The 12355-nt window shown below is 44.3% G+C and carries 12 protein-coding genes, 1 tRNA gene and 1 other RNA gene; 6 read left to right on the top strand and 8 right to left on the bottom strand.

The features are described from left to right. Positions 1–292 precede the first annotated feature (292 nt). The 4 genes from ADA42_RS09745 to coaD all read right to left on the bottom strand — a co-directional run bounded on the left by ADA42_RS09745 (position 293) and on the right by coaD (position 1572). Positions 293–369 (bottom strand) — tRNA-Met (locus ADA42_RS09745). Positions 370–432: 63 nt separating this feature from the next. Then, an RNA gene (rnpB, locus tag ADA42_RS17835) (RNase P RNA component class A) lies at positions 433–788 on the bottom strand. Positions 789–815: 27 nt separating this feature from the next. Then, positions 816–1079, bottom strand: a complete 264-nt coding sequence (locus ADA42_RS09740; RefSeq protein ID WP_025094358.1) for a YfhL family 4Fe-4S dicluster ferredoxin — start codon at positions 1077–1079, stop codon at positions 816–818. Between the two features lies 1 nt (position 1080). Beyond that, positions 1081–1572 carry a pantetheine-phosphate adenylyltransferase gene (coaD, locus tag ADA42_RS09735; protein WP_004940969.1) on the bottom strand — a complete coding sequence of 164 codons (492 nt, stop codon included), beginning with the start codon at positions 1570–1572 and terminating at the stop codon, positions 1081–1083. A gap of 141 nt (positions 1573–1713) precedes the next feature. Here coaD and smpB point away from each other — a divergent pair, with 141 nt between their 5' ends. After that, positions 1714–2190 carry an SsrA-binding protein SmpB gene (gene smpB, locus ADA42_RS09730; RefSeq protein ID WP_004940972.1) on the top strand — a complete coding sequence of 159 codons (477 nt, stop codon included), beginning with the start codon at positions 1714–1716 and terminating at the stop codon, positions 2188–2190. Between the two features lie 36 nt (positions 2191–2226). Here smpB and ADA42_RS09725 read toward each other — a convergent pair whose 3' ends face one another. The 3 genes from ADA42_RS09725 to rluD are packed head-to-tail and all read right to left on the bottom strand — an operon-like array spanning position 2227 to position 4634. Continuing rightward, the gene (locus ADA42_RS09725; RefSeq protein WP_004940973.1) at positions 2227–2778 is read right to left on the bottom strand and encodes a flavodoxin family protein; all 552 of its coding nucleotides are present in this window, start codon (positions 2776–2778) and stop codon (positions 2227–2229) included. Between the two features lie 40 nt (positions 2779–2818). Then, positions 2819–3559 (bottom strand): peptidoglycan editing factor PgeF, encoded by a 741-nt coding sequence (gene pgeF / locus ADA42_RS09720; protein WP_048764929.1) that lies wholly within the window; start codon positions 3557–3559, stop codon positions 2819–2821. 22 nt (positions 3560–3581) lie between these two features. Beyond that, positions 3582–4634 carry a 23S rRNA pseudouridine(1911/1915/1917) synthase RluD gene (gene rluD, locus ADA42_RS09715; RefSeq protein ID WP_004943187.1) on the bottom strand — a complete coding sequence of 351 codons (1053 nt, stop codon included), beginning with the start codon at positions 4632–4634 and terminating at the stop codon, positions 3582–3584. A 72-nt stretch (positions 4635–4706) separates the two neighbouring features. On the opposite strand from rluD, the gene ADA42_RS09710 reads away from it, so the two are divergent. Together ADA42_RS09710 and ADA42_RS09705 are read left to right on the top strand one after the other, a co-directional pair. Then, positions 4707–5756: an outer membrane protein assembly factor BamD gene (locus ADA42_RS09710; RefSeq protein ID WP_004940983.1), complete on the top strand. Its 1050-nt coding sequence runs from the start codon at positions 4707–4709 to the stop codon at positions 5754–5756. A 148-nt stretch (positions 5757–5904) separates the two neighbouring features. Beyond that, positions 5905–7791, top strand: a complete 1887-nt coding sequence (locus tag ADA42_RS09705) for a DNA primase (RefSeq protein WP_048764927.1) — start codon at positions 5905–5907, stop codon at positions 7789–7791. Between the two features lie 6 nt (positions 7792–7797). Here the strand turns inward: ADA42_RS09705 and hemA are convergent, their stop codons facing one another. Next, positions 7798–9090: a glutamyl-tRNA reductase gene (hemA, locus tag ADA42_RS09700; protein ID WP_004943193.1), complete on the bottom strand. Its 1293-nt coding sequence runs from the start codon at positions 9088–9090 to the stop codon at positions 7798–7800. Positions 9091–9177: 87 nt separating this feature from the next. On the opposite strand from hemA, the gene ADA42_RS09695 reads away from it, so the two are divergent. Genes ADA42_RS09695 through ispE form a run of 3 tightly spaced genes read left to right on the top strand, consistent with a single transcriptional unit; the run spans position 9178 to position 12301 of the window. Then, positions 9178–10881 (top strand): tetratricopeptide repeat protein, encoded by a 1704-nt coding sequence (locus ADA42_RS09695; RefSeq protein ID WP_048764925.1) that lies wholly within the window; start codon positions 9178–9180, stop codon positions 10879–10881. A gap of 3 nt (positions 10882–10884) precedes the next feature. Then, positions 10885–11466, top strand: a complete 582-nt coding sequence (gene lolB / locus ADA42_RS09690) for a lipoprotein insertase outer membrane protein LolB (protein ID WP_048764924.1) — start codon at positions 10885–10887, stop codon at positions 11464–11466. Between the two features lie 13 nt (positions 11467–11479). After that, the gene (gene ispE / locus ADA42_RS09685; protein WP_025094366.1) at positions 11480–12301 is read left to right on the top strand and encodes a 4-(cytidine 5'-diphospho)-2-C-methyl-D-erythritol kinase; all 822 of its coding nucleotides are present in this window, start codon (positions 11480–11482) and stop codon (positions 12299–12301) included. The last annotated feature ends 54 nt before the right edge of the window (positions 12302–12355 follow it).

Below are 12355 nucleotides of genomic sequence, written 5' to 3'. Positions count from 1 at the left end.
CGCATTATGAGTGCGGTGCTCTAACCAACTGAGCTACATAGCCGTAAACTGTGAGCGCATTATCTATAGAACCTTCTTGGCCGTCAATAGATTTTGTTTTCAGCTGTTCACCAAACACTCAAATCATGCTAAATCGTACAAATTTATGACAATTTTGTAGATACCCTAACATTTTATGCGTTCATCAACAACCGCACGATGGTGCATCAGATCTGAATATCTAAAAAGGATAATGCTACGATTCAAAAACAATAAGCAAAAAAAAGACCATGCAGGAGCATGGTCTATAAAATGGTGGCTATGACGGGACTTGAACCTGTGACCCCCGCATTATGAGTGCGGTGCTCTAACCAACTGAGCTACATAGCCGATAACTGTGCGCGCATTATCTTCATTAATTCAAGATACGTCAAGCATAATTTACATAAAATTTGGTGAAGTGGACCTGTAAGCCGGGTTCTGTCGAGGACGATCATTCCTCTAGGCGTACAATCACTCATACGCTCAAGCGACCTACCCGAATCCAGTACGGGCCGTACCTCAGGATCCCTATTTGGTCTTGCTTCTGGTGGGGTTTACCATGCCGTGAACTGTTACCAGACACGCGGTGCGCTCTTACCGCACCCTTTCACCCTTACCTCACGAATGAGGCGGTCTACTCTCTGCTGCACTTTCCGTCGGCTTGCGCCGCCCAGGCGTTACCTGGCACCCTGCCCTATGAAGCCCGGACTTTCCTCCCCTGTTTTAGTCACGAAGACCTCCACAGCAGCGACCGTCCAGTCCACTTCGTGTGCGCATAGTATCAAAGATTTGATTTAATTGCTCGTGCTTTTTTGATCAATTAGTTTTTGATACTTCTGCATGAGCTGATCTTGTGTCTCGACATGATTCGGATCTTTTGGAATACAATCGACAGGACAAAAAAGCTGACACTGCGGCTGATCAAAATGTCCAACGCATTCGGTACATAAATCGGGATGAATCTCATAAATCAATTCACCCATATAGATTGCCTCATTGGGGCAAACCGGCTCACAGACATCACAATTGATGCATTCTTCGGTGATAAAAAGTGACACGTTACCAACCTTGCTGATGTTTTTGTTCAAATGCCTCAACCACAGCCTGAGGCACAAACTTGGCGACATCGCCTCGTAGGCGAGCAATTTCACGCACCAGAGTCGATGAAATAAACGAGTATTGTTCTGAAGGCGTTAAAAATACCGCTTCAAAATGATGATCAAGCTGTCGGTTCATGTTGGCCAACTGAAATTCGTACTCAAAATCTGAAACAGCACGCAAACCTCGTAATACCGCAGTAGCGTTTTGCTCACGAAAAAAGTTGACCAGTAATCCATCAAAGCCAACAAATTCTACATTATGTAGATGACTCAGAGAGGATTTGGCTAAACGTACACGCTCATCAAGACTAAAAAGTGGTTTTTTATGGTGTCCAATCGCAATTGCGACCACGACTTCATCAAACATTCGGGATGCACGGGTGACTAAATCTACATGACCATTGGTGATAGGATCAAATGTGCCTGGATAGATTACACGTGTTTTAGACATCCGTTTTTACTCTAGTTTATTTTGTAAGTCTTAATTCTAGCAAATCTTGATTTCATAGCGAAGTCACTCCATTAAAATGAAAAAACTTCACCTCAGTCGCGGTTTAGGGCACAATAGGCATAACTTTGGAATTTTAAGATTATGGCGAAAGCAGTAGTAGTTAAAAAAAATAATGGCGGGACCATTGCGCAAAATAAACGCGCGCGTCACGATTATTTTATTGAAGAAAAATTTGAAGCGGGTATGTCTTTGCAAGGCTGGGAAGTGAAATCCTTGCGCGCAGGTCGTATGAGCCTGACGGAAAGCTATATCATCTTTAAAAATGGTGAAGCCTATCTTTTTGGTGCCCAAATTCAGCCTCTTTTAACCGCATCCAGCCATGTTGTTCCCGAAGCGACACGTACGCGTAAACTGTTACTGTCACGGCGTCAAATTGATCAACTCATGGGTGCTGTCAATCAAAAAGGTTATTCGTGCGTTCCCCTCGCCTGTTACTGGAAAGGCCACTTGGTCAAACTTGAAATTGCGCTGGTGAAAGGTAAGCAATTACATGACAAGCGTGCCACAGAAAAAGATCGTGACTGGCAACGTGACAAAGCACGTTTAATGCACAAATAAAAAAAGCCTCAATTGAGGCTTTTTTTAGCTCTGGACTCAGTGCAAACGATACAATAATCCACCAATATACTCACCAAACCAGATGGCAGTGTCTAAATCACCTTGTGGCGGCGTAATGTCTACAGGCGCATTATCGGACTGGGTCATAAGCCCTAAACTGCTGGCCAGACGGTTTAAATCATCTTGGTTGTGCCCGGTGCTCATCAAGGGTAAACCCGACCACAACATGCCGTGCTGCATGGCAAACAGATGAATCTGTTGTAGCACCGAGAGCTTATCACCGCTTAAGCCGCCAGAATTGGCAAAACCTGCGGCAAGTTTACCTTGCCAGATCCGGTCTCTCCAACGTTTGGAGCTACTGTCCATAAACCTTTTAAAATCTGCCGAAACACTTCCCATATAAGTGGGTGATCCAAAGATAATTCCTTGCGAGGCATCAAGTAAATCCCAGTCGATATGCTCAATCGGCATCAGATGTACTTCAATGCCCATTTTTTTGGCACCTTGTGCAATATATGCCGCGACCTTAGCTGTATGACCATAAGGACTATGATAAACGATTGAGAGAGATTTTCTGATCTGCGACATAGGATGCTTTAATCACCAAGTTAATGAAAGTTTAGCAGTTTTACTGCATGAACACGAATGTCGCCATACGCCCAGTTTTCGGATCTCGCCGATGCGAAAAGTAATGCTGCGCTTGACGATACGAACATTGATTGCCACCCAAAATCGTTTCTACACCAGATTGCTGCAAAATATAGCGTGCAATTGCATACAAATCGGCTTGAAATTTACCGGGCTGTTTACCTTCTTCAAACGCGGTGACGAGGTCGGGGTATTTGGCACAAAAGATCTGCTGTACTTCTGAACCAACCTCAAAGCACGGCTGACTGATCGCTGCACCTAACCATGCATAGGCAGGACCACTTTGCATCGACTCGATGGTATTTTCAATAATGCCATCTGCAAGACCACGCCAGCCGGCATGCAAATTAGCCACCTCAGTCCCTGCACGATTCACCAACACCACAGGCAGACAGTCTGCGGTCATGACCATGAGCGCCTGTGCCTTACTTTGGGTAATCAGTGCATCGCCAGTTAATGCATCAAAACTAAGTGCTTGATTGACAGTATGACAAATCGTACTGTGGGTTTGGGTCATCCACGTCAGTTGCTTCACGCCATAAGCGCTTAACTCATTCAGTAGGCTCATTCGGTGCTGCTGCACACGATACGGATCATCGTGAACATGCAAGGCCAAATTAAAGCCCTCAAGCTCGGGAGTCAAACTCGGCTTCGCTTGAGGATGCATGAGGGTGGTCTGCCCCACATATACTCCAGCGGGTAAACCTTTTACAAAGTCCATGCGACGATCCTGTAATTTTGGATTAATAAGCAGCGTTGTCTTGACGTAATACCTCAACCAGATGGGTGAAATCCTCTGGCCATGGCGCTTCAAACATCATTTCCTGTTGAGTTTTTGGATGTACCAGCCCCAATTTGGCTGCATGTAACGCTTGGCGTTTAAACGTACGCAAAGTGATATTTAAGCGCTCGCTGGCTCCTGCCGGTACGCGTACACGACTCATATACACTGGATCGCCAACTAAACCATGCCCAATGTAGCTAAAGTGCACGCGAATCTGATGCGTTCGGCCTGTTTCAAGCTGCGCCTGAATACGCGTGAAATGCTGAAAACGTTCTTTAACATTATAGTGTGTTACGGCATCGCGACCACCAGGCAAGATGGTCATTTTGATACGATCGACCGGATGGCGTTTAATCGGCTCATCAATAGTGCCACCCGCCACAATGTTGCCGTATACAATCAGGTCATAAATTCGATATACCGATTTATCTGCCAATTGTTTGCTCAAAGAAAATTGTGATTCAAGATTTTTAGCCACCACCAAAAGGCCACTGGTGTCTTTATCGATTCGATGTACCAATCCGGCACGGGTGAGCTCGGCTGATTTTGGATAATGATACAAGAGCGCGTTTACCAAAGTTCCCGTATGATTGCCCGCACCCGGATGCACCACCATTCCGGCAGGCTTGTTGATGACCAGAATATCATTGTCTTCATAAACAATTTCCAGTGGAATGTCTTCAGGCTTACTGGTGGTCTGTGCCTCAAGCTCTACATTCAAAGTCAGTAGTTCATTGCCTTCACAGCGATATTTTGGCTTTACAATTTCACCATTTACCAACAAGTGACCGTCTTTCATCCACTGTTTTAATTTCTCACGTGAAAAGTCACTCCACACCGATGCCGCCACTTGATCAATACGTTGACCCAAGTATTCAAGATCAAGTTGAACTTGCAACGATAAACGTGTTGCAGTTGGCTCAGAAGTATGGTTATCTGCATCCTCAGAATCTTCGAGTAAGTTGAAGTCTGTTTCGGAGAGATTAGGATTCGAAGATTGTGCTGAAGTCATTTGCTCTTTCAGATAAAAGTGATTTAATAGCGCAATTGTAGCTCATTGCCCGTATTAAACAGAGGAGTTTTTATGTCGCTACCAAATTATAAGATTACCATGCTTGCCCTTTCTCTTGGCGTAGCGGCTGCAATGGTGGGCTGTAGCAGTAATCCCAAAAAAGAAGTAGTCGATACAGGCCCTCAGTCAAGTGAACAAATTTACATGCAAAAAGCGCAGCAAGCGCTTGATCGCGGTCAATATTCTGAAGCGGCAAAATCATTAGAAGCAATTGATACCTACTATCCAACAGGTCAATCTTCGGCACAAGCACAACTCGATCTTCTGTATGTAAAATTCCAGCAAAAAGAATTTGAAACCGTGGTCACACAAGCCGATCGATTTATTCGCCTGAATCCACAGCATCCAAACGTGGATTATGCGTACTATATTCGTGGCGTTGCCAACATGGAATTAAACTACGACAGCTTGATGCGCTATACTTCTTTACAGCAGTCACACCGTGACACCAGCTACATGAAGTTAGCTTATCAAAACTTTGTCGATTTAATTCGCCGTTTTCCAAGTAGTCAATATTCGGTCGATGCAGCACAGCGCATGAAGTTTATCGGGCAAGAGCTGGCTGAAAGCGAAATGAATGTGGCACGTTTTAATATTAAACGTAAAGCCTGGATTGCAGCCATTGATCGTGCGCAGTGGGTGGTAGAGCATTATCCTCAAACCCCTCAAACGCCTGAAGCTTTGGCTACTCTGGCTTATGCCTACAATGAAATTGGCGATAAAGCCACCTCAGAACAGTACGTTAATCTGTTAAAACTGAACTACCCGAACTTGGTTCGTGCGAACGGAACAGTAGATCTTGCGGCATCTCGTCATGATGCGAGCTGGGTTAACCGCGCAACGTTGGGTATTTTTGGTCGTGAAGCCAAAGCCAATGCAAACGCAGAAACCACTTCAAGCAATGTAGAAAGCACAGATAAACGGAGCTGGACCAACCGTTTAAGCTTTGGTTTACTCGATAAACAAAAAACCGTCGATACCAGTACTACCGAGATGCCAAAACCACCAGCACAAGCGACACAAGCCGCACCAAGTACAACTGAAGCAGGTGCTGCAAAATAACGCATCGGTTGTTTAAAAGCATATTGAAAAGGGCAAGCATGGACTTGCCCTTTCATTTTTAGTTACGATCAAAATTCTTTTTTTTGCATGCTTCAGCTACACTATTTAATTGAAGCTTTTTTTGCATGTGCTCGGGATTCTTTCTGTTATGGCCATTCCTCAACATACCATTGATCAAATTCTAGACCGAACCGATCTGGTAGAATTGATTGGCCAACGCGTAAAACTCAAAAAATCAGGGCGCTCCTACTCTGGTTGCTGTCCATTCCACCAAGAAAAAACTCCTTCTTTTCATGTTTATCGTGACAAGGGCTATTACCATTGCTTTGGTTGTCAGGCCAACGGTAATGCAATTCGTTTTTTAATGGACATCGACGGGCGCAACTTTATCGATGTTATGCAAGAGTTATCGAGCAAATCGGGCGTAGAACTCCCTAAAGACAATTTTGAAAGCAAGAAACTCTCTTATAAACGCGCTACACAAAAACCGCAGCCAATCGCACCACTACCAGCTCAAACGTCGATACCAGAGACGAACTCAAATGAAACATCCGATGCATCACAGGCACTCGAAGCGCCAATGTTTATGGATGATCCATTTGCGCAGTTTGAACAAAATTATCAATCTTTTGATGATGATATTCCACAAGAAGGCAATTTATATGATTTGCTGGAAAACGTGGCGCAATTTTATGAACGACAACTTCCAAATAGCATTAAAGCCCAGCAATATTTTAAACAGCGTGGACTCACTGCAGAAACGATTCAGTTTTGGCGTTTGGGCTATGCTCCCGAAGACTGGCAGCATTTGGAAAAAGCCTTTCCTTACGACGTAGAAGGCTTAAAGCAAGTCGGGCTGATTCGTTCTAGCGACAGTGGGCGTGACTTTGATCTGCTGCGTGAACGGGTTATTTTTCCGATTCGTGATCATAAAGGTCGTGTGGTGGGCTTTGGTGGCCGTGCACTCAACGACGAAATCAAACCCAAATACATCAATTCCCCCGATTCGGATGTCTTTCATAAAAATCAGCTGCTTTACGGACTGTATGAAGGGCGCAAGCTTAAAGCCAGAGACTGGCTGATGGTTGAAGGCTATATGGACGTCATTGCGTTGCAGCAGTATGGCGTATATGGAGCCGTAGCAACGTTAGGCACGGCCAGTAATGTCGATCACCTGAATACGCTATTCAAGCAAAACTCGCGCATTACCGTGGCTTTCGATGGCGATGCGGCCGGTCAAAAAGCCGCACGTCGAACCTTGGAAATTGCATTGCCCTCTTTAAATGATGGACGGGAACTCAAGTTTTTTGTATTGCCCAAAGAACATGACCCAGACTCACTCATTCGGCGTGAAGGACTCGAGCATTTTCAACGCTTGCTTGAGCAGGCGCCATTACTGTCTGATTTCATTTTTGCACACCTCACTCAGCAGCACGATATTTCAACGCCTGAAGGAAAAAGTCAGGTCATGGGAGAACTCCGCGAGCTGACCGATTTATTGCCTAAACAAGGCTCATATCGTTATTTGTTAACGCAGTCGTTTCGAGAAAAGCTAGGACTGGGGCGCAAGTTTACTCCGCAAGTCAGTCATGATGCATCGTTATCCTTTAATATTCAAACCAAAGATGAAGACTTGGCGATTGCACTGCTGATTCAACATCCATATCTGTATATTCATTTTGAAGCCTTACGCGCCGTGATCGCGCCAGATCAACTTCTGGCCAAGATTTTATCGGTATTGGATCGTGTTTTTGAAGAGTTGCCAGACGACCAAGAACTCGCGACCTACTATATTTTGGGCGCATGCAATTTATATCGACATGAAATTGCAGATATTTTGGAGCGAACGAACCTTCAAAATCTGATGCATGCACCAGAAACTGCCGACAAACTGGCCAAAGAATATGCACTGGGTTTACAAGAAAAATATTTAAGAATGAAACTCAAAACGCCTATTTCGCTCATCGAATCGCGTAATTTGCGTCAGCAACTGAACGAATTGACCAAGCAAATCAGTTTACGCTTATTGTCTTAAGGATACTTAGTCTGCTGTATTTTTGGGCTTGCGCTCATGCTCAAACACATCATTGAGCTGATTTTTCATCCACTCAAAATAGTCTGGATGTTCATGTTGCGCCGCTTCGCGCAGCAAGATCGATGTGGGGTGCATGAGCTTTTTGGTCAAACGATGCGCCAGTTGCGTCATCACTTCTTCTGGTGCTTGGCCTTTTTGCAAGTCAGCTAAGGCTTTGCCTAACTCAAGCTGCTGTTGCTGCTCACTGTGCGCACGATAAGCGTGAATTGTACTGCCTGCTTGCAGAATTTTTTGCTGGGTGAGCAATTGACTGGCCAGTTGACTCACCATGACTTCGGCTTCAACTGCCGCCTGACGCCGCTGCGCCAAATTTTCATCAATTACGCTTTGTAAGTCATCTACACCATACAGATATACGCCGTCTAGCGTTTCGACTTTCGGATCGATATCGCGCGGAACAGCCAAATCGACCAGTAGCATCTGGTTATAGCGACGTTTTTTGAGTGCAGCCTTGATATCTTGATAAAAAATGACCTGATGTAAACTTCCGGTACAACTCGACACCACATCAGCACGGTGTAAATTGTCGGCCAGTTGATCAAATGCAATGATCTCGACTTCTACCTGATGGGCAATTTCTTGCGATAACTGCTCTGCCCGCGCTTGACTACGGTTACAGATGATAACCTTTGCCACACCCATTTCAGCCAGATGTTTGGCCACCAAAGTGTTCATTTCACCAGCAGCAACCATCATGACGGTAAGCTTTTCTGGTTGACTAAATACCTGTAAGGCCAATTGCGCAACCGCATAACCCATCGATACAGCATGGCTACCGACCGCTGTTTCGGAGCGAACACGCTTGGCTGCATAAAATGCGTATTCAAAAATGCGGTTTAAGTCGGAAGAAACAGTTTGTGCGTCTTTAGACAAAGCCAGTGCACTTTTGACTTGCCCCAAAATTTGAGGCTCGCCCAACATAAGCGAATCGAGTCCACTGGCTACACGCATTAAATGTGTGACCGCCTGCGCATCTTGGTAACGATAAACATGATGAAGTAACTGTTTTATCTCAATACCATTGGTCTCGGCCAACCAGTTCAAGATCAGATCGGCATGCTCAGTCATGGCATAGACTTCGGTACGATTGCAGGTAGACACCACAACCATATCGTTTAAATCGGCATGACGATGCTGTTGAGTCAACAAATCGCGTAAACGTTCTGCGTTAAACGCGACTTGTTCTCTCAACTCGACTGAAGCTGTTTGATGGTTGACACCCAATGCAAAGAAAGACATATCAGATCATCATTTCGCTAAATTTATGCTATTGTGCAATATCGGTGTCATAAAAAGCATTACTTGGATTACTAAAAATTGCGACAAATGAATAACCGGTTAAACGGTACATCCATTAGACAATATTCTACCACATTCTTGTTGCTCGGTAGCATGGCTTCGACAGCACATGGACAAGCTGTGGATGAATTTCATCCAGCCGCATTAAATACCGATGCGCTTAAACAAAGCATGATTGCCGAATTTGCTTTGGCTTATGATGATATTCCAACCGCCATTCATAACTACACTGTACTCGCAATAAAAAGTAATTCAACCACCATTAAACAGCGTGCACTCGATATTGCACTCGAATACAACGATTTAAAAGCCGCTCTGGATATTGCAACGCACTGGGTGGTTCAAGAGCCTGAAGATGTGCCTGCACTCTTTTATCTGGCACATATTGCGCTGCGTGCGCATGAATACAAACTGGCTGCCAATACACTGGATAAAATTTTAACCATCGACCCCAATGCCGATCTGGAACAAATTCTTGCCGGTATTGCACCCGAATCCAAAGAAGATCGGGAAAATTTATTGGCTACACTCAAAACCAGCAAAGAGAAAGAAAACCCTTCGATTTTGGTCATGATTGCAGGCTTTGAGGCACAAAATGGGCATTTAGAGGATGCGCTTAACAACACCAACAAGGCCCTAAAAAAGCGTCCGAAGGTCACGGGCTTTATTTTAATGAAAGCCAATTTGCTGACCAGCCTAGGCGAAATTGAAGAAACACAGAAATGGCTAGCAAAATCCAGTCGTCGTCATCGAGACAACCTAGATGTTCGACTGGCTGAAGCGCGCTTTCTTATTCGGCATAGTGAGCCACAACTGGCGCTTAAAAAGCTCGAAGACATTATCAAAATCTGGCCTGACAATGAAGATGCCAAGTTTATTGCCGGCCTTACCAGTATCGATTTGAAATATTACGAGAAAGCCGAGCAATATCTGGTCGATTTACGTTACTCTGCAAAATATCAGAATGACGCCTATTATTATTTGGCCGTCAATGCAGAGCGCAAGCAGCACTTTGAAACAGCAAAAGCGTATTATCGTTTGGTCGATGGCAGCTTGTATGTGGTTTCTAGGCGTAATCTGGTGTCGATTTTTGAAAAACAGGGTAATCTAAACGATGCCTTACGTTTTTTAACCCAAGAGCGGGTCAATTATCCGCAGCATGCTAGTTTTTTATATCAGGCACAGGCCGAAATTTTAAAGAAAATGGGCAACAAGAAAGCCGCATTGCGCTTGCTCGATGAAGCCATTAAAAATATTTCGGATGATCCTGAACTGATCTATGCCGAAGTGCTGATGCTGGATCCTTTCTCAGATCGCGACAAGCTGGACCGCACATTAAAACAGTTGCTGCTCATCGAGCCAAATAGCCCGACCTATCTGAATGCTTATGCCTATACACTGGCGTTACAGAACCGACGCTTAGATGAAGCTCGTCAGTATGCTCAACTCGCCCTTGAATATGCCCCCGAACAAGCCTCAATTTTAGATACCTTGGGATATATCGCCTTTTTGCAAAATGATTTCAATGCAGCGATTGACTCTCTGGGCAAGGCGTATGCAATAAGCCAGAATGTGAATATTGGTGTACGGCTGGCCAAAGCCCTATACATGCAAGGCAATCTGACCGAATTTAGCCAAGTGTTACAACAGCTCAAAGAAAAAAATGCAAATGATCCACAATTAAAGCAACTCGATGCGCTAATTTTACCGACAGCAACTAAAAAGAGTTAATTTATGCTTACCACATCTCGTCTTTCCCTTGCCCTATGCTGCTCGAGTGCGTTATTTTTTACCGGTTGTCAGCATATCGTCAAAACGCAATCACCGGCTACTCAGAATCAAACTGAACAGCTTAATGAATTTGATTTACAAGGTAAAATTGGCGTTCGCACCCCAAAACAGTCTGGCAGCGCCTTTTTTACTTGGTCTCAGCATCAAGATCAATTTGATATTGAGCTCAGCGGTATTTTAGGGGTTGGTAAAACTCAAATTACAGGCAAACCCGGACAAGTGAGCTTAAACAGCGCCAAAACTGGCTTGATTACTGCACAAACGCCTGAAGAGCTGTTACAGCGTGCAACTGGCTGGCAAGCTCCGATTACGCATTTGGTGAACTGGGTACAAGCTAGACCTGCCACAATGTCTGCAAAGACGACTCAAGATCAAAATGGCCGTGTAACCAATATTGTTGAAGATGGTTGGGATGTGTCATTAAGTTATAACGATCAACAAAAACTTCCCAACAAACTGATTTTAAAGCAAGCGCTTGCCGATAATCAGGAAAATCGTATTACAATGCTTATTCAAAATCGTTAAGTCAAATCCCCTTATGATGCGCGTTCCTTCACCTGCAAAACTGAATCTGTTTTTACATATCACAGGCCGTCGCAGCGACGGCTATCATGAATTGCAAAGCATTTTTCAACTGATTGATTTGTATGATTGGCTCACCTTTACGCCATTAAACGACAAGCATGAAATTGAAATTGAGGGAATTGCGCAGGTCGATCTGACACAAAATTTAATCTACCGGGCCGCACAACTGCTCAAACCATATGCAACAAAGTACTGTGGCTTACACATCTTGATAGAAAAAAATATTCCCATGGGTGCAGGGCTAGGTGGCGGATCATCCAATGCAGCCACCACCTTACGGGTACTCAATAGCCTTTGGGAATGCAGCCTAACAATTGATCAATTGGCAGATTTAGGTTTAAGTCTGGGTGCAGATGTCCCGATTTTTGTTTATGGAAAAAATGCATGGGCCGAAGGAGTCGGAGAAAAGCTTACTTTTGTAGATTTAGATCAAAAACAATACATTGTTTTAAAACCTGACTGTTTTATCAGCACTCAACTGCTTTTTTCGCAAAAAACATTGACAAGAGATTCTAAGCGCACTACATTTTGCGCCTATCAGATGAAGCCTTCTGATTTTGGAAATAACTTTGAAGCACTTGCTAGAAGCCTATATCCAGAAGTAGAAGAAGCGATGCAGTATCTCGATCAGTTCGGTTCTGCACAGCTTACAGGAACAGGTGCCTGTGTTTTTACTGAGGTCACTTCCGATATGAATGTGAACGAAATTGTTACTCATGCCCCATGTAAAGCTTATGTGGTTCACGGGTTAAAACAATCTCCTTTATGTTTGTAAAAGAATGATATTTAGGGGCGTCGCCAAGTGGTAAGGCAGCGGGTTTTGATCTCG

This window comes from Acinetobacter sp. 243_ASPC, assembly GCF_001054715.1.
In the GTDB taxonomy this organism is placed as follows: Bacteria; Pseudomonadota; Gammaproteobacteria; order Pseudomonadales; family Moraxellaceae; genus Acinetobacter; species Acinetobacter soli.
This window is presented reverse-complemented; position numbering and strand designations above follow the sequence as displayed.